Raw genomic sequence first — 17,304 nt, forward strand, 5'->3', positions numbered from 1 at the left:
CGGGAATAGCTCAGTTGGTAGAGCACGACCTTGCCAAGGTCGGGGTCGCGAGTTCGAGTCTCGTTTCCCGCTCCAAATTCTTCTTTATCTCTAAAATATCCACAGCGAAAAGAGTCGTTGGGGACGTTTTCTATTGTCTCTGAAATACTCTTGTGAACAGAGTTATCCACAGAAACTACGCTTAACCGTAACAGGGTTAAAACTTAGCAGGGTGAATAATATCTTTGTAACGCGCTGTATTTAGTAAATAAATTTTCATTTCAAAATGTTATTGAGATCACTTGACCTCTTCTCCAGCCCAGATGGCGCTTGAGTTTGTAATTTTATTCACAGGCTGTGAATAGTTCAGGCATCCCGCGTAAGCCCTTTTTCAATCACCCGCACCAGACGCTGTTTCTTCGGTAGCTGCACCTCGATCGTGCAGGCATTACGCTTCTCTATTTGCTGCGCAATCGCCCATTCTATGTGTTCATCAAGAAGTGGGTGCTCACCTTTACGGCTTTCAAGCGCCTGAATATTGGCTTCATCCCACGGGGCATTACCCAGCGCGACGGCAACATTACGCAGCCAGCGCAGATGACCGATACGGCGAATGGCCGAACCTTCCGTCACTTTCAGGAACCAGGCTTCGGTCCAGGCGAATAACTCAACCAGCTGCGGCGCATGCAGCGCCTTACGCGGGCTGAAATCCTCTTCGTCCGTGAGCTGCGAATAGCGGTTCCACGGGCAGATCAGCTGGCAGTCGTCGCAGCCGTAGATGCGGTTGCCGATAAGCGGTCGAAATTCCTCTGGAATGGCCCCTTCCAGTTCGATAGTGAGGTAGGAGATGCAGCGGCGCGCATCAACGGTGTAAGGCTCGACGATGGCACCCGTCGGGCAGATGGTCATGCAGGCCACGCAGCGTCCGCAGCCTTCTTCTACCGGGCCGTCTACCGGCAGCGGTAAATCAATCAGCAGTTCACCCAGGAAGAAGAACGATCCGGCGTCGCGGCTAAGGATAAGTGAGTGCTTACCTGTCCAGCCAAGCCCGGCTTTTTCGGCGATCGGGCGCTCAAGAATAGGCGCAGAATCGACAAAGGGTCTAAAATTCAGCGAAACACAGTGCTGCTGAATAGTTTCCCCGAGTTTTTTTAAACGGTTACGCAAGAGCTTATGGTAATCACGTCCCAGGGCGTACCGGCTGACGTAACCCAGAGCGGGATTTTTTAGCGTGCGCGCAAAGGCCGCGTTGGCGGGCAGATAATTCATGCGCACGCTGATGACGCGTAATGTGCCCGGCAAAAGCTCGTGAGGGCGGGCGCGCATCATGCCATGACGCGCCATCCACTCCATTTCGCCGTGGTATTGTTTGTCCAGCCAGGCCTGCAGTTTTGGCTCGCTGGCGGAAAGGTCGGTATCGGTAATGCCCACCTTCTGGAAGCCAAGCTCAGCACCCCACTGTTTTATTTTTTGCGCTAATTCATTGAGATCGAGGGGCTGTGACATGACGGACCATACGGTGAAGAAAAACCCCGCAAGTATACCACATTCCATCTGGCATGCGGATGACCTCCGGCGCGCCGAAAAAGAGGCCGCAGACAGCCTCGGGATTACCCTTTATGAACTGATGCTGCGCGCGGGGGAGGCGGCGTTTAACGTTGCCCGCAGCGCGTACCCTCAGGCCGCCCACTGGATGATTCTGTGCGGTCACGGCAATAACGGCGGCGACGGCTACGTCGTCGCCCGTCTCGCGGTTGCGGCAGGTATCCGCGTGACGTTGCTGGCCCTGGAGAGTGATAAACCGCTGCCTGAAGAGGCCAGCGCGGCGCGGGAGGCGTGGCTTAACGCAGGCGGTGTGATTCATGCGCCTGATATCGTCTGGCCGGAAGAGTTGGATCTGATTGTTGACGGTCTGCTGGGCACCGGGCTACGCAGTACGCCTCGCGAGAACATTGCCGCCCTTATTGAACACGCTAACAGACATTCCGCGCCGGTAGTTGCCCTGGATATTCCCTCTGGCCTGATTGCACAAACCGGCGCGACGCCGGGGGCGGTCATTCAGGCTGCACATACGGTAACCTTCATCGCCCTCAAGCCGGGGCTACTGACCGGTAAAGCACGAGACGTTGTTGGCGTGCTGCACCACCATGCGCTGGGGCTGGAGAGCTGGCTGTCCGGGCAGGAAACGCACCTCGCGCGTTTTGATGCTTCGCAGCTTGCGGCGTGGCTCCCGCCGCGCCGGCAGACGTCCCATAAGGGCGATCACGGCAGGCTGGTGATTATTGGCGGCGATCATGGTACGGCAGGTGCAATTCGCATGACCGGCGAGGCGGCTCTGCGCAGCGGTGCCGGATTAGTGCGAGTACTCACTCGCATTGAGAATATTGCGCCGATCGTTACGGCCCGACCGGAGCTGATGGTCCATGAGCTTAAGCCTCAGGCGCTTGAAGAAAGTCTGGAATGGGCGGACGTGGTGGTGATTGGCCCCGGGCTTGGGCAGCAGGCATGGGGTAAACAGGCCCTGCAAAAGGTCGAGAATTTTCGTAAACCGATGCTGTGGGATGCCGACGCGCTTAACCTTCTGGCAATAAACCCCGATAAGCGTCACAATCGCATTCTGACGCCACACCCCGGCGAAGCCGCGCGCCTGCTTAACTGCAGCGTGGCAGAAATTGAAAGCGATCGCTTACTTTCTGCTCAGCGTCTGGTAAAACGTTACGGAGGTGTTGCTGTTTTGAAAGGGGCAGGAACCGTTGTCGCCAGTGACGAGACGCAGGGCATTATTGATGCCGGAAATGCGGGCATGGCAAGCGGCGGCATGGGCGATGTGCTTTCCGGCATCATTGGCGCATTGCTTGGACAGAAACTTCCCCTTTATGATGCAGCCTGCGCGGGCTGCGTGGCCCACGGTGTCGCGGCGGATAAACTGGCCGCGCGTTACGGTACACGCGGCATGCTGGCCACCGATCTTTTTTGCACGCTGCGGCGTGTTGTTAACCCGGATGTGATTGACGTAGAAAATGACTAATCGAGCGATTCCTTTACCTGATGAACAAGCCACTTTAGAACTCGGCAAGCGCGTGGCGCAGGCCTGTCAGGGGGCAACCGTCATTTATCTGTATGGTGATTTAGGTGCGGGTAAAACCACCTTCAGCCGGGGTTTTTTGCAGGCGTTAGGGCATAACGGGAATGTGAAAAGCCCAACCTACACGCTGGTAGAACCGTACACCCTTGAAAATCTCATGGTGTATCACTTCGATTTATACCGCCTTGCGGATCCTGAGGAGCTGGAATTTATGGGGATCCGTGATTATTTTGCCAACGACGCCATTTGCCTGGTGGAGTGGCCGCAACAAGGTGCGGGTGTGCTGCCTGACCCGGATGTCGAAATTCACTTAGATTACCAGGCACAAGGGCGTGAGGCGCGCATCAGTGCTGTTTCCTCATCAGGCAGTTCCTTACTGGCGCGACTGGCCGGTTAAGCGTAGGGATGACGGGATGATAAATCGCGTTAAAGGTTGGTTGTTGGCTGCCACCGTGCTGCTGTGCGCGCAGGCCGGGGCGGCAAACCTCTCAGATATTCAGGTATCAAACGGCGAAAGCCAGGCCCGGATCACGTTCAGTTTTATGGGTGACCCTGAATATGCGTTCTCACAGCCAGACAGCCACAGCGTGGCGCTGGATATCAAACAAACAGGCGTGATCCAGGGGCTACCGCTGCGGTTCAGCGGTAACAATCTGGTGAAAAGTATCCGTTCGGGAACGCCGCAGGATAGCCAGTCGTTACGCCTGGTGGTTGATCTGACCGAAAAGGGCAAAACGAAGGCGGTGAAGCAGCAAAACGGGGCGAACTATACGGTGGTGTTTACCATCAATGCCGACGCGCCGCCACCGCCTCCACCGCCGCCGGTCGTAGCGAAGCGCGTGGAAGAACCGGTGTATACGCCGCGTCCTTCTGAACCTGCGCGTAATCCGTTTAAATCGCAGAACGATCGCATTACTGCGGCAACCAGCAGCAATACGGTGACGCGTCCTGCGGCCAGCGCGCGACGCGCGACGGTCAGCGGTGACAAAGTGATTATCGCCATTGATGCGGGCCACGGTGGGGAAGACCCGGGGGCGATTGGCCCTGGCGGCACGCGAGAAAAAAACGTGACTATCGCTATCGCGCGTAAACTGCGTTCGCTGCTCAATGACGACCCGATGTTTAAAGGCGTATTGACCCGCGACGGGGATTACTTTATCTCCGTAATGGGACGCTCGGACGTGGCGCGTAAGCAAAACGCGAACTTCCTGGTCTCTATTCATGCGGACGCCGCACCGAATCGTAGCGCGACCGGCGCCTCGGTTTGGGTGCTGTCGAACCGTCGCGCTAACAGCGAAATGGCCAACTGGCTGGAAGAGCACGAGAAGCAGTCTGAACTGTTAGGCGGCGCGGGCGACGTGCTGGCGAACAGCCAGTCCGATCCGTACCTCAGCCAGGCGGTGCTGGATTTACAGTTCGGTCATTCGCAGCGCGTCGGGTATGATGTCGCCACTAACGTATTGAACCAGCTGCAAAGCGTTGGCGTGCTGCATAAGCGCCGTCCGGAACATGCCAGCCTCGGCGTTCTGCGCTCCCCGGATATTCCGTCCATCCTTGTAGAGACGGGCTTTATCAGTAACAACGGTGAAGAGCGTCTGTTGGGAAGCGACAGTTACCAGCAGCAAATTGCCGAAGCGATTTATAACGGTTTACGTAAATATTTTGAGGCGCATCCTCTGCAGTCTGCGCCGCAGAGCGGCTCAGCACAGACGGCCAGCGCAGCGCTGCCGGGTGAGATGACCGCGACCAACTAAGGAGCATTCATGCCGATTCAGGTTCTACCGCCGCAGCTCGCGAACCAAATCGCCGCCGGTGAGGTGGTGGAACGCCCTGCGTCGGTGGTGAAGGAGCTGGTGGAAAACAGCCTTGATGCGGGCGCAACCCGCATCGATATTGATATCGAACGCGGTGGCGCGAAGCTTATCCGCATTCGCGACAACGGCTGTGGCATTAAAAAAGAGGAGCTGGCGCTGGCGCTGGCTCGTCACGCCACCAGTAAAATCGCCTCTCTGGACGATCTGGAAGCGATTATTAGCCTCGGTTTTCGCGGCGAAGCGCTGGCCAGTATTAGCTCCGTTTCGCGCTTAACGCTGACCTCCCGTACCGCTGAACAGCAGGAAGCCTGGCAGGCTTACGCCGAAGGGCGCGATATGGATGTGACGGTCAAACCCGCGGCGCACCCTGTCGGCACGACGCTGGAAGTCCTGGATCTGTTCTACAACACCCCCGCCCGACGCAAGTTTATGCGTACCGAGAAGACCGAGTTCGGCCATATCGACGAGATCATTCGCCGTATCGCGCTCGCCCGTTTCGATGTCGCCATCAACCTCAGCCATAACGGTAAGGTGATGCGCCAGTACCGCGCGGTGGCGGAAGGCGGACAGAAAGAGCGTCGCCTGGGCGCTATCTGCGGGACGCCGTTTCTGGAACAGGCTCTGGCCATTGAGTGGCAGCACGGCGATCTGGCTTTACGCGGCTGGGTTGCCGATCCAAACGCGAGCAGTGCTGCGTTCTCTGAAATTCAGTATTGCTACGTGAACGGGCGCATGATGCGCGATCGTCTCATCAATCACGCGATTCGCCAGGCCTGCGAAGACAAACTCGGGGCCGATCAGCAGCCAGCTTTCGTCCTTTATCTGGAAATCGACCCCCATCAGGTGGATGTAAACGTTCATCCTGCCAAGCATGAGGTGCGTTTCCACCAGTCGCGTCTGGTTCACGACTTCATTTATCAGGGTGTGGCCGCCGTGTTGCAGCAGCAGGCAGCGCCAACGCTGCCGCTGGAAAACGACGCTCCTGCGCCGCGTCCGCTGCCGGAAAACCGTGTGGCGGCGGGCCGCAATCATTTTGCTGAGCCTGCCGTCGCGCGTGAACCGGAAGCTCCGCGTTTCTCCCCGACCGGGAGCGCACCGCGTCCAACGGGCGCGAACTACCCGAATGCCCAGCCGGGCTATCAGAAGCAGCAGGGAGCGTTGTACCGCAAGCTGCTGGAAACGCCAGCCGTGGAGCGTAAAGAGCACATTCCGCCCGCTCAGCCTTCTCTGGACGGTCATAGCCAGAGTTTTGGCCGGGTGCTGACGATTATCGCACCGGATATGGCGCTGCTTGAGCGTGACGGCAAACTGATGCTTCTGGCCCTGCCGGTCGCCGAACGCTGGCTCAAGCAGATGCAGCTTACGCCAGGCGAAAATGCAGCCTGCGCGCAGCCGTTGTTGATTCCGGTTCGCCTGAAAATATCCCCTGATGAAACGAGGGTATTGCAGCGCGCAGAGCCGCAGCTGGCGCAAATGGGTATTGAAACTGTGCTCGAACCACAACATGTGACAATTCGTGCAGTGCCTTTACCCTTACGCCAACAAAATTTACAAAACTTGATTCCTGAACTGATAGGCTACCTGGCGCAGCAAACGTCGTTTGATGCCGCCAACACCGCGCAGTGGATCGCCCGCCATCTGGCAAGCGAACACGCGCCGTGGAGTATGGCGCAGGCCATTAGCGTGCTGGCGGAGGTAGAACGCCTCTGTCCGCATCTGGTGAAAACGCCGCCGGGTGGGTTATTACAACCTGTTGATTTACAAACGGCGATGAACGCCCTGAAACATGATTGACGCAAGTAAGGCGAGCCTGCCTAAGGCAATTTTTTTAATGGGCCCAACGGCCTCCGGCAAAACGGCGCTAGCCATTGAGTTGCGTAAAGTTTTGCCTGTAGAGTTGATTAGCGTCGACTCCGCCCTCATCTACCGGGGGATGGACATCGGCACGGCGAAGCCTGACGCAGAAGAGTTGCGTGCGGCACCGCACCGTTTGCTCGATATTCTCGACCCGGCTCAGGCGTACTCCGCAGCGGATTTCCGCCGGGATGCCTTAGCCGAGATGGCCGAGATAACGGCGACGGGACGTATACCGCTGTTGGTTGGCGGAACCATGCTCTATTTCAAGGCGTTGCTGGAGGGGTTGTCACCTCTGCCATCCGCGGATCCGGCAATAAGAGCGAAAATTGAGCAGCAGGCGGCAGAGCAGGGTTGGGACGTTTTGCATCAGCAACTGGCGGAGATTGACCCGGTTGCAGCAGCACGGATCCATCCAAATGATCCGCAAAGGCTTTCCCGGGCACTGGAAGTTTTTTTCATTTCGGGTAAAACTTTAACGGAACTGACGCAAACGTCAGGAGACGCTCTGCCGTATCAGGTGCATCAGTTCGCCATCGCCCCGGCGAGCCGTGAACTGCTCCATCAGCGAATTGAGCAGCGTTTTCATCAGATGTTAGCTTCAGATTTTGAAGCAGAAGTGCGGGCGCTATTTGCCCGTGGAGATTTGCATACGGACATGCCTTCCATTCGTTGTGTGGGATACCGCCAGATGTGGTCGTATCTTGAAGGTGAGATTTCATACGATGAAATGGTTTATAGAGGTGTTTGCGCCACGAGACAGTTAGCGAAGCGCCAGATCACCTGGTTGCGCGGTTGGGAGGGGGTTCACTGGTTAGACAGTGAAAAACCGCAACAGGCGTTAAACGAAGTGATTGAGGTTGTTGGTGATATCGCTCACTGAATGTGTACAATTGAGACGTATCGTGCGCAATTTTTCAGAATCGCAAGGTTCTAAGTACAAAACAAGCATATAAGGAAAAGATAGAATGGCTAAGGGGCAATCTTTACAAGATCCGTTCCTGAACGCATTGCGTCGGGAACGTGTTCCAGTTTCTATTTATTTGGTGAATGGTATTAAGCTGCAAGGTCAGATTGAGTCTTTCGATCAGTTTGTGATTCTGTTGAAAAACACGGTCAGTCAGATGGTCTACAAGCACGCTATTTCTACTGTTGTTCCGTCCCGTCCGGTATCTCATCACAGCAATAACGCTGGCGGCGGCACTGGTAGTAACTACCATCATGGCAGCAGCGCGCAGGGTTCTTCAACGCCGGCGCAGGACAGCGACGAGACCGAATAAGGTTTCGCACTGTTATCCACACGGGGAGCCAGGGATCCTGCGTTCCCCGCTGATCTTTTTAGAGAGGTTTACGCTTGTTTGACCGTTATGATGCCGGTGAGCAGGCGGTGCTGGTACACATCTATTTTTCGCAAGACAAAGATATGGAAGACCTCCAGGAGTTTGAATCTCTGGTCTCTTCCGCCGGTGTCGAAGCAATGCAGGTGATTACCGGTAGCCGTAAAGCGCCGCACCCAAAGTATTTTGTTGGTGAAGGTAAAGCAGTCGAAATTGCGGATGCCGTAAAAGCAACCGGCGCGTCAGTCGTGTTGTTTGATCATGCGCTGTCTCCAGCCCAGGAGCGCAACCTGGAAGCCCTTTGCGAATGCCGTGTTATCGATCGCACGGGTTTGATTTTAGATATTTTTGCTCAGCGTGCACGTACCCACGAAGGGAAACTGCAGGTTGAGCTGGCGCAGCTGCGCCATCTGGCAACGCGTCTGGTGCGTGGCTGGACACACCTTGAAAGACAAAAAGGCGGGATTGGTTTGCGCGGCCCGGGTGAAACCCAGCTCGAAACCGACCGTCGTTTGCTGCGTGGCCGAATTACCCAGATCCTTTCACGTCTGGAACGTGTAGAGAAACAGCGCGAACAGGGGCGTCGGGCGCGAACCAAAGCCGATATCCCGACGGTGTCGCTGGTGGGCTATACCAACGCCGGTAAATCCACCCTGTTTAACCAGATAACCGAGGCCCAGGTGTATGCCGCAGACCAGCTGTTTGCGACCCTGGACCCTACGCTGCGCCGTATTGACGTTGCAGACGTCGGTGAAACGGTGCTGGCGGATACCGTAGGGTTTATCCGCCACCTGCCGCATGACCTGGTGGCGGCGTTTAAAGCCACCCTGCAGGAGACGCGACAGGCGACTCTGCTGCTGCACGTGATTGATGCGGCAGACGTGCGCGTGCAGGAGAACATCGACGCGGTGAACGTGGTGCTCGAAGAGATCGACGCCCACGAGATCCCAACGCTGTTGGTCATGAATAAGATCGATATGCTGGACGATTTCGAACCGCGTATCGACAGAGATGAAGAAAACAAACCGATTCGGGTCTGGCTTTCTGCCCAGACCGGTATTGGTGTGCCACTGCTTTTCCAGGCTTTGACAGAACGTCTTTCCGGTGAGGTAGCTCAGCACACGCTGCGACTGCCGCCACAGGAAGGCAGGCTGCGCAGCCGGTTTTATCAGCTTCAGGCGATAGAAAAAGAGTGGATGGAGGATGACGGCAGCGTGGGGATGCAGGTGCGTATGCCGATCGTTGACTGGCGTCGCCTCTGTAAACAAGAACCTGCGCTGGTCGACTATATCGTCTGATCAGAAAGGGGATGCCTGAATAATTCGCCCTTGCATAACAAATATGGAGCATATACATGGCGTGGAATCAGCCCGGTAATAACGGACAAGACCGCGACCCGTGGGGAAGCAGCAAACCTGGCGGCAACTCTGAGGGAAATGGCAACAAAGGTGGTCGCGAGCAGGGGCCGCCGGATCTGGATGATATCTTCCGCAAACTGAGCAAGAAGCTTGGTGGCCTTGGCGGAGGAAAAGGTTCTGGCTCGGGTGGCAATTCCACTCAGAGTTCGCGCCCGCCAATGGGTGGCCGCGTAGTGGGTATCGTGGCCGCTGCGGTAGTCATCATCTGGGCAGCCAGCGGGTTCTACACCATTAAAGAAGCAGAACGCGGCGTAGTCACCCGTTTCGGTAAGTTCAGCCATCTGGTTGAGCCGGGTCTGAACTGGAAGCCGACCTTCATTGACGATGTGACCGCGGTAAACGTGGAATCCGTCCGTGAACTGGCCGCCTCTGGCGTGATGCTGACCTCTGACGAAAACGTGGTGCGCGTTGAGATGAACGTGCAGTACCGCGTGACCGATCCTGAGCGTTATCTGTTTAGCGTGACCAGCGCCGATGACAGCCTGCGTCAGGCGACCGACAGCGCCCTGCGCGGTGTGATCGGTAAATACACCATGGACCGTATTCTGACCGAAGGTCGTACCGTTATTCGTAGCGATACCCAGCGCGAGCTGGAAGAGACCATTCGTCCGTACAACATGGGTATTACCCTGCTGGACGTCAACTTCCAGGCTGCGCGTCCGCCGGAAGAGGTGAAAGCCGCATTTGACGATGCGATTGCTGCCCGTGAAAACGAACAGCAGTACATCCGTGAAGCAGAAGCGTACACCAACGAAGTTCAGCCACGCGCTAACGGTCAGGCGCAGCGTATTCTGGAAGAAGCGCGCGCGTATAAGACGCAGACCATCCTGGAAGCTCAGGGTGAAGTGGCTCGCTTTGCGAAGATCCTGCCGGAATATAAAGCGGCACCGGAAATTACCCGTGAGCGTCTCTATATCGAGACCATGGAAAAAGTGCTGAGCCATACCCGCAAAGTGTTGGTTAACGACAATAAAGGCGGGAACCTGATGGTTCTGCCGCTGGATCAGATGCTGAAAGGCGGTTCTGCGCCAGCAGCGAAAGGCGACACCAGCGGAGCGAATAACCTGCTGCGTCTGCCGCCAGCCTCAACAGGCAGCGCCAGCACGAACACAACGCCTTCTTCGAACGATGGTGACATTATGGACCAACGCCGTGCTAACGCGCAGCGTAACGACTACCAGCGTCAGGGGGAATAAGGATGCGTAAGTCAGTTATTGCGATCATCGTCATCGTACTGGTCGCGCTTTATACCTCGATCTTTGTGGTGAAAGAAGGCGAGCGTGGGATTAAGTTCCAGTTCAGCAGCGTCGTGCGTGACGGCGACAAACGCCCGGTGATTTACGAGCCGGGTCTGCACTTCAAGGTGCCGTTTATTCAGTCCGTGAAAACGCTTGATGCGCGTATCCAGACCATGGATAACCAGGCCGACCGTTTCGTGACCAAAGAGAAGAAAGACCTGATCGTTGATTCCTATATCAAATGGCGCATCAGCGATTTCAGCCGTTACTTCCTGGCAACGGGCGGTGGTGACGTTTCTCAGGCAGAAGTGCTGCTGAAACGTAAGTTCTCTGACCGCCTGCGTTCCGAGATTGGTCGTCTGGATGTGAAAGACATCGTGACCGACTCCCGTGGTCGTTTGACCCTGGAAGTACGCGATGCGCTGAACTCCGGTACAGCGGGCACTGAAGATGAAGTTTCAACGCCGGCAGCAGATGATGCGATTGCCAAAGCGGCTGAACGCGTTCAGGCGGAGACCAACGGTAAAGTGCCGGTGATCAACCCGAACAGTATGGCTGCGCTGGGTATCGAAGTGGTTGACGTGCGTATCAAGCAGATCAACCTGCCAGTTGAAGTGTCCGAGGCGATTTACAACCGTATGCGCGCCGAGCGTGAAGCGGTAGCCCGTCGTCACCGTTCACAGGGCCAGGAAGAGGCTGAGAAGCTGCGTGCCGCAGCGGACTACGAAGTCACCAAGACGCTGGCGGAATCTGAGCGCCAGGGCCGTATCCTGCGCGGTGAAGGCGATGCCGAAGCGGCGAAGCTGTTCGCGGATGCCTTCAGCCAGGATCCTGACTTCTACGCCTTTATCCGTAGCCTGCGCGCTTACGAGAATAGCTTCCAGAGCAACCAGGATGTGATGGTGCTCAGCCCGGACAGCGATTTCTTCCGTTATATGAAGACGCCGACTAACGCAACGCGATAAACTCAGGTCCGTTTGAGTATTCAAACCACCGCTCCCAACGGAGCGGTGGTTTTCTTTTATAAGGAATAAAAATGAATTCAACGATCTGGCTCGCACTGGCTTTGGTCCTGGTGCTGGAAGGTCTTGGACCGATGCTTTATCCGCGTGCCTGGCGCCGAATGATCGCCACGATGAGCCAGCTGCCGGATAATATTTTGCGTCGTTTTGGCGGCGGTCTTGTGGTTGCGGGCATCGTGATCTACTACATGTTGAGGAAAACGATTGGCTGATCAAAAAGTAGACGCAATCGGCGTATTTTGAGGTCAAAAAGTGCTGTATATCTGAAAAAGCGATGGTAGAATCCATTTTTAAGCAAACGGTGATTTTGAAAAAAATGGGTAACAACGTCGTCGTACTGGGCACCCAATGGGGTGACGAAGGTAAAGGGAAGATTGTTGATCTTCTGACTGAACGGGCTAAATATGTTGTACGCTACCAGGGCGGTCACAACGCAGGCCATACTCTCGTAATCAACGGTGAAAAAACCGTCCTCCATCTTATTCCATCAGGCATTCTTCGTGATAACGTCACCAGCATCATCGGTAACGGCGTTGTGCTGTCTCCTGCTGCGCTGATGAAAGAGATGAAAGGTCTGGAAGACCGTGGTATCCCTGTTCGTGAGCGTCTGCTGCTCTCCGAAGCCTGCCCGCTGATCCTGGATTATCACGTGGCGCTGGACGTAGCGCGTGAGAAAGCGCGCGGCGCGAAAGCGATCGGCACCACCGGTCGTGGTATCGGTCCGGCTTACGAAGATAAAGTTGCACGTCGCGGTCTGCGCGTGGGCGACCTCTTCGACAAAGCAACCTTCGCTGAAAAACTGAAAGAAGTGATGGAATATCACAACTTCCAGCTGGTGAACTTCTACAAAGCTGACGCTGTTGACTACCAGAAAGTGCTGGATGACGTCATGGCGATCGCTGACATTCTGACCGGTATGGTTGTTGACGTGTCCGATCTGCTGGACCAGGCGCGCAAGCGTGGCGATTTCGTCATGTTCGAAGGTGCGCAGGGTACGCTGCTGGACATCGACCACGGTACCTATCCGTACGTAACGTCCTCTAACACCACTGCAGGTGGCGTGGCGACCGGCTCTGGCCTGGGTCCACGTTATGTGGATTACGTACTGGGCATCATCAAAGCGTACTCCACTCGCGTGGGTGCGGGTCCATTCCCGACCGAGCTGTTTGATGAAACCGGCGAGTTCCTGTGCAAGCAGGGTAACGAGTTTGGCGCGACCACAGGTCGTCGTCGTCGTACCGGCTGGCTGGATGCGGTTGCAGTGCGTCGCGCAGTGCAGATCAACTCCCTGTCTGGCTTCTGCCTGACCAAGCTGGACGTACTGGACGGCCTGAAAGAAGTGAAAATCTGCGTAGGCTACCGTATGCCAGATGGCCGCGAAGTGACCACCACTCCGCTGGCTGCTGACGACTGGGAAGGCATTGAGCCAATCTACGAAACTATGCCGGGCTGGTCTGAGACCACTTTCGGTGTGAAAGAGCGTAGCGGCCTGCCGCAGGCGGCGCTGGATTACATCAAGCGTATTGAAGAACTGACCGAAGTACCGATCGATATTATTTCTACCGGCCCGGATCGTACTGAAACGATGATCCTGCGCGACCCGTTCGACGCATAATCTTCGTGACTGCTGGCCTGCGGGGAGACCCGTAGGCCGGATAAGCGTAGCGCCATCCGGCGACCGCTCCTGGATCTCCGCTTTTTCGCCCCGTCTGTCAAATAAATTAGCCGCTAACTATCTGGCTGGTTTATCATCATTAATGAATATCTCTGCGGTTTGACCGCGTTTTCCCTTTTTCCTGAGGTTGATGTGCAGTTAACAAGTTTCACCGATTACGGCTTACGTGCGCTGATTTACATGGCGTCGTTACCCGAGGGGAAGATGACCAGTATCTCTGAAGTGACAGAGGTCTACGGCGTATCCCGTAATCATATGGTCAAAATAATCAATCAACTTAGTCGTGCCGGATACGTTGCTGCCGTCCGCGGGAAGAATGGTGGGATCCGTCTCGGTAAACCGGCACAGAGTATTCGTGTTGGCGATGTGGTACGTGAACTGGAGCCGCTTTCTCTGGTGAACTGCAGCAGCGAGTTCTGCCACATCACGCCCGCTTGCCGCCTGAAAAAGGCGCTTTCAAAGGCCGTGCAAAGTTTTCTCATGGAACTGGATAACTACACGCTGGCCGATTTGGTTGAAGAGAATCAACCGCTTTATAAATTATTGCTGGTGGAATGAAGAAAATTTCCACCGGAGCTGACAACGGAGGAACCGACATGTCACATGATCCTTTCCAGGAACGCGAAGCCGAAAAATACGCGAATCCTATTCCCAGCCGCGAGTTCATCATTGAACACTTAACAAAACGCGAAAAACCCGCCAATCGTGAAGAACTTGCCGTTGAATTAAACATTGAAGGTGAAGAGCAAATTGAAGCCCTTCGCCGCCGCCTGCGCGCGATGGAGCGTGACGGGCAGCTGGTCTTTACCCGCCGCCAGTGCTACGCGCTGCCAGAACGCCTCGATCTGCTGAAAGGGACCGTCATTGGTCACCGCGATGGCTTCGGCTTCCTGCGCGTGGAAGGCCGTAAAGACGATCTGTACCTCTCATCTGAGCAGATGAAGATGTGCATCCACGGCGACCAGATCCTGGCGCAGCCGCTGGGCGCTGACCGTAAAGGCCGCCGCGAAGCGCGCGTGGTACGCGTTCTGGTGCCAAAAACCAGCCAGATCGTCGGCCGCTATTTTACCGACGCGGGCGTGGGCTTCGTGGTGCCGGACGACAGCCGTCTGAGCTTCGACATCCTCATCCCACCTGAAGAGGTGATGGGTGCCCGCATGGGCTTTGTGGTGGTGGTGGAACTCACCCAGCGCCCAACCCGTCGCACCAAAGCGGTAGGTAAAATCGTCGAAGTACTGGGCGATAACATGGGCACCACGATGGCCGTTGATATGGCATTGCGCACCCATGAAATTCCGTACATCTGGCCGAAAGCGGTTGAAGATCAGATCGAAAGCCTGCGCGAAGAAGTGCCGGAAGAGTCCAAAGTGGGCCGCGTGGATCTGCGCTCCCTGCCGCTGGTCACTATCGACGGCGAAGACGCCCGCGACTTTGATGACGCCGTCTACTGCGAGAAAAAACGCGGTGGTGGCTGGCGCCTGTGGGTCGCTATCGCTGACGTAAGCTATTACGTCCGTCCGCACACCCCGCTGGATAACGAAGCCCGCAGCCGCGGTACCTCGGTCTACTTCCCGTCCCAGGTCGTGCCGATGCTGCCGGAAGTGCTGTCTAACGGCCTGTGTTCCCTGAACCCGCAGGTTGACCGCCTCTGTATGGTTTGCGAGATGACCATCTCCACCAAAGGGCGCTTAACCGGCTACAAGTTCTACGAAGCGGTGATGAGCTCGCACGCGCGTCTGACCTATACCAAGGTCTGGCATATGCTGCAGGGCGACCAGGATCTGCGCGAACAATACGCGCCGCTGGTCAAACACATCGAAGAGCTGCATAACCTCTACAAAACGCTGGATCAGGCGCGCGAAGAGCGCGGCGGGATCTCGTTTGAGAGTGAAGAAGCGAAATTCATTTTCAACGCCGAACGCCGCATTGAGCGTATCGAGCAGACCCAGCGTAACGATGCGCACAAGCTGATCGAAGAGTGTATGATCCTGGCGAACATCTCGGCGGCACGTTTCGTCGAGAAAGCCAAAGAGCCTGCGCTGTTCCGTATTCACGATAAGCCGACCACGGAAGCCATTACGTCGTTCCGCTCCGTGCTGGCTGAACTGGGTCTGGAACTGCCCGGGGGCAACAAGCCAGAGCCGCGCGATTACGCTGAGCTGCTGGAGTCCATTGGCGACCGTCCTGACGCAGAAATGCTGCAGACGATGCTGTTGCGCTCTATGAAGCAGGCGATTTACGATCCGGAAAACCGCGGACACTTTGGCCTGGCGCTGCAGTCTTACGCCCACTTTACGTCGCCGATCCGTCGTTATCCTGACCTCTCTCTGCACCGTGCGATCAAGTATCTGCTGGCGCAGGAGCAGGGCCATAAAGGGAACACCACCGAAACCGGTGGCTACCACTATTCGATGGAAGAGATGCTGCAGCTGGGTCAGCACTGCTCCATGGCCGAACGTCGTGCCGATGAAGCAACACGCGACGTGGCGGACTGGCTGAAGTGTGACTTTATGCTCGATCAGGTCGGTAACGTCTTCAAAGGCGTGATTGCCAGCGTGACCGGCTTTGGTTTCTTCGTTCGTCTGGACGAGCTGTTCATCGACGGTCTGGTGCACGTCTCCAGCCTGGATAACGACTACTACCGCTTCGACCAGGTCGGCCAGCGCCTTATTGGTGAATCTGGCGGCCAGACCTACCGTCTGGGCGACCGTGTGGAAGTGAAGGTCGAAGCCGTGAATATGGACGACCGTAAGATCGACTTCAGCCTAATCTCCAGCGAGCGCGCGCCGCGTAACGTCGGTAAAACCGAGCGTGAAAGGGCGAAAAAAACCGGTAACGGTAAACCGGGCGGCGGTAAACGTCGTCAGGCGGGCAAGAAGGTAAACTTCGAGCCGGACAGCGCGTTCCGCGGCGAGAAGAAACAGAAGCCGAAGGCGGCGAAGAAAGAAGCCCGTTCAGCGAAAAAACCTTCCGCGAAAACGCAGAAAATCGCTGCCGCCACCAAAGCGAAGCGCGCGGCCAAGAAAAAGCAGGCGGAGTAAATTCTCCCCTCAACCTGACCCTCTCCCCAGCGGGGGGAGGGGAAATACTTATTACGAGAACCATCAATGAGTGAAATGATTTACGGCATCCACGCGGTGCAGGCCCTTCTCGAGCGCGCACCGGAGCGTTTTCAGGAAGTGTTTATTCTGAAAGGGCGTGAAGATAAGCGTCTGATGCCGCTGATCCACGCCCTGGAAGCGCAGGGCGTGGTGATCCAGCTGGCGAATCGCCAGTTCCTGGATGAGAAAAGCGAAGGCGCGGTCCACCAGGGGATCATTGCCCGCGTGAAGCCGGGTCGTCAGTATCAGGAAAACGATCTGCCGGATCTGATTGCCGAGCTGGATAACCCGTTCTTCCTGATCCTCGACGGCGTTACCGATCCGCACAACCTCGGCGCGTGCCTGCGCAGCGCCGATGCGGCGGGCGTGCATGCGGTGATCGTGCCGAAAGATCGCTCCGCGCAGCTGAACGCGACGGCGAAGAAGGTGGCCTGCGGCGCGGCGGAAAACGTTCCGCTGATCCGCGTGACTAACCTGGCGCGCACTATGCGTCTGCTGCAGGAAGAGAACATCTGGATCGTCGGTACCGCCGGTGAAGCGGATCATACTCTGTACCAGAGCAAAATGACCGGCCGTCTGGCGCTGGTGATGGGTGCGGAAGGCGAAGGCATGCGTCGTCTGACCCGCGAGCACTGCGACGAGCTGATCAGCATCCCGATGGCGGGCAGCGTGTCGTCCCTGAACGTTTCCGTTGCGACGGGCATCTGCCTGTTTGAAGCGGTGCGCCAGCGCGGGTAGCCTGTTGTGCCGGGTGGCGGCTTCGCCTTACCCGGCCTACAAA

At 56.4% G+C, this 17,304-nt stretch carries 15 protein-coding genes; 14 read left to right on the forward strand and 1 reads right to left on the reverse strand.

Translation table 11 applies throughout. From position 1 onward, the window contains the following. Window positions 1–345: 345 nt before the first annotated feature. Window positions 346–1,485, reverse strand: a complete 1,140-nt coding sequence (queG, locus tag QMN93_RS09395) for a tRNA epoxyqueuosine(34) reductase QueG (RefSeq protein WP_182382936.1) — start codon at window positions 1,483–1,485, stop codon at window positions 346–348. Here queG and nnr point away from each other — a divergent pair. The 14 genes from nnr to rlmB all read left to right on the forward strand — a co-directional run bounded on the left by nnr (window position 1,484) and on the right by rlmB (window position 17,261). Then, complete coding sequence (gene nnr / locus QMN93_RS09400) at window positions 1,484–3,007, forward strand: bifunctional ADP-dependent NAD(P)H-hydrate dehydratase/NAD(P)H-hydrate epimerase (protein WP_182382937.1); 1,524 nt, start codon at window positions 1,484–1,486, stop codon at window positions 3,005–3,007. The two genes, queG and nnr, sit on opposite strands and share 2 nt — an antisense overlap. Next, window positions 3,000–3,461, forward strand: coding sequence for a tRNA (adenosine(37)-N6)-threonylcarbamoyltransferase complex ATPase subunit type 1 TsaE (tsaE, locus tag QMN93_RS09405; protein ID WP_013095283.1), 462 nt, complete (start codon window positions 3,000–3,002; stop codon window positions 3,459–3,461). The genes nnr and tsaE overlap by 8 nt, the downstream gene beginning before the upstream one ends. Window positions 3,462–3,477: 16 nt before the next feature. Further along, window positions 3,478–4,818, forward strand: coding sequence for an N-acetylmuramoyl-L-alanine amidase AmiB (gene amiB, locus QMN93_RS09410; RefSeq protein WP_033144462.1), 1,341 nt, complete (start codon window positions 3,478–3,480; stop codon window positions 4,816–4,818). 9 nt (window positions 4,819–4,827) lie between these two features. Then, a complete protein-coding gene (gene mutL, locus QMN93_RS09415) occupies window positions 4,828–6,672 on the forward strand; it encodes a DNA mismatch repair endonuclease MutL (RefSeq protein WP_182382938.1) in 1,845 nt (614 codons plus the stop codon). After that, window positions 6,665–7,615 carry a tRNA (adenosine(37)-N6)-dimethylallyltransferase MiaA gene (gene miaA, locus QMN93_RS09420; RefSeq protein WP_182382939.1) on the forward strand — a complete coding sequence of 317 codons (951 nt, stop codon included), beginning with the start codon at window positions 6,665–6,667 and terminating at the stop codon, window positions 7,613–7,615. Before mutL ends, miaA begins: the two co-directional genes overlap by 8 nt. Window positions 7,616–7,700: 85 nt before the next feature. Beyond that, the gene (gene hfq, locus QMN93_RS09425; protein WP_023334248.1) at window positions 7,701–8,012 is read left to right on the forward strand and encodes an RNA chaperone Hfq; all 312 of its coding nucleotides are present in this window, start codon (window positions 7,701–7,703) and stop codon (window positions 8,010–8,012) included. 74 nt (window positions 8,013–8,086) lie between these two features. Then, window positions 8,087–9,367, forward strand: coding sequence for a ribosome rescue GTPase HflX (gene hflX, locus QMN93_RS09430; RefSeq protein WP_023310136.1), 1,281 nt, complete (start codon window positions 8,087–8,089; stop codon window positions 9,365–9,367). Window positions 9,368–9,423: 56 nt separating this feature from the next. Then, window positions 9,424–10,683 (forward strand): FtsH protease activity modulator HflK, encoded by a 1,260-nt coding sequence (gene hflK, locus QMN93_RS09435; RefSeq protein ID WP_045402256.1) that lies wholly within the window; start codon window positions 9,424–9,426, stop codon window positions 10,681–10,683. Between the two features lie 2 nt (window positions 10,684–10,685). Further along, on the forward strand, window positions 10,686–11,690 hold the full coding sequence (gene hflC, locus QMN93_RS09440; RefSeq protein WP_023334250.1) for a protease modulator HflC: 1,005 nt from the start codon (window positions 10,686–10,688) through the stop codon (window positions 11,688–11,690). A 71-nt stretch (window positions 11,691–11,761) separates the two neighbouring features. Further along, window positions 11,762–11,959 carry a DUF2065 domain-containing protein gene (locus QMN93_RS09445; protein ID WP_003855996.1) on the forward strand — a complete coding sequence of 66 codons (198 nt, stop codon included), beginning with the start codon at window positions 11,762–11,764 and terminating at the stop codon, window positions 11,957–11,959. A gap of 104 nt (window positions 11,960–12,063) precedes the next feature. Continuing rightward, window positions 12,064–13,362: an adenylosuccinate synthase gene (locus tag QMN93_RS09450; RefSeq protein ID WP_024907332.1), complete on the forward strand. Its 1,299-nt coding sequence runs from the start codon at window positions 12,064–12,066 to the stop codon at window positions 13,360–13,362. 192 nt (window positions 13,363–13,554) lie between these two features. Further along, window positions 13,555–13,980 carry a nitric oxide-sensing transcriptional repressor NsrR gene (nsrR, locus tag QMN93_RS09455; RefSeq protein WP_023334253.1) on the forward strand — a complete coding sequence of 142 codons (426 nt, stop codon included), beginning with the start codon at window positions 13,555–13,557 and terminating at the stop codon, window positions 13,978–13,980. Window positions 13,981–14,018: 38 nt separating this feature from the next. After that, a complete protein-coding gene (gene rnr, locus QMN93_RS09460) occupies window positions 14,019–16,463 on the forward strand; it encodes a ribonuclease R (protein ID WP_023310140.1) in 2,445 nt (814 codons plus the stop codon). 66 nt (window positions 16,464–16,529) lie between these two features. Continuing rightward, window positions 16,530–17,261: a 23S rRNA (guanosine(2251)-2'-O)-methyltransferase RlmB gene (gene rlmB, locus QMN93_RS09465; RefSeq protein WP_023334255.1), complete on the forward strand. Its 732-nt coding sequence runs from the start codon at window positions 16,530–16,532 to the stop codon at window positions 17,259–17,261. Window positions 17,262–17,304 lie beyond the last annotated feature (43 nt).

This window comes from Enterobacter sp. R-1.6.2 (assembly GCF_035064085.1).
In the GTDB taxonomy this organism is placed as follows: Bacteria; Pseudomonadota; Gammaproteobacteria; order Enterobacterales; family Enterobacteriaceae; genus Enterobacter; species Enterobacter asburiae_B.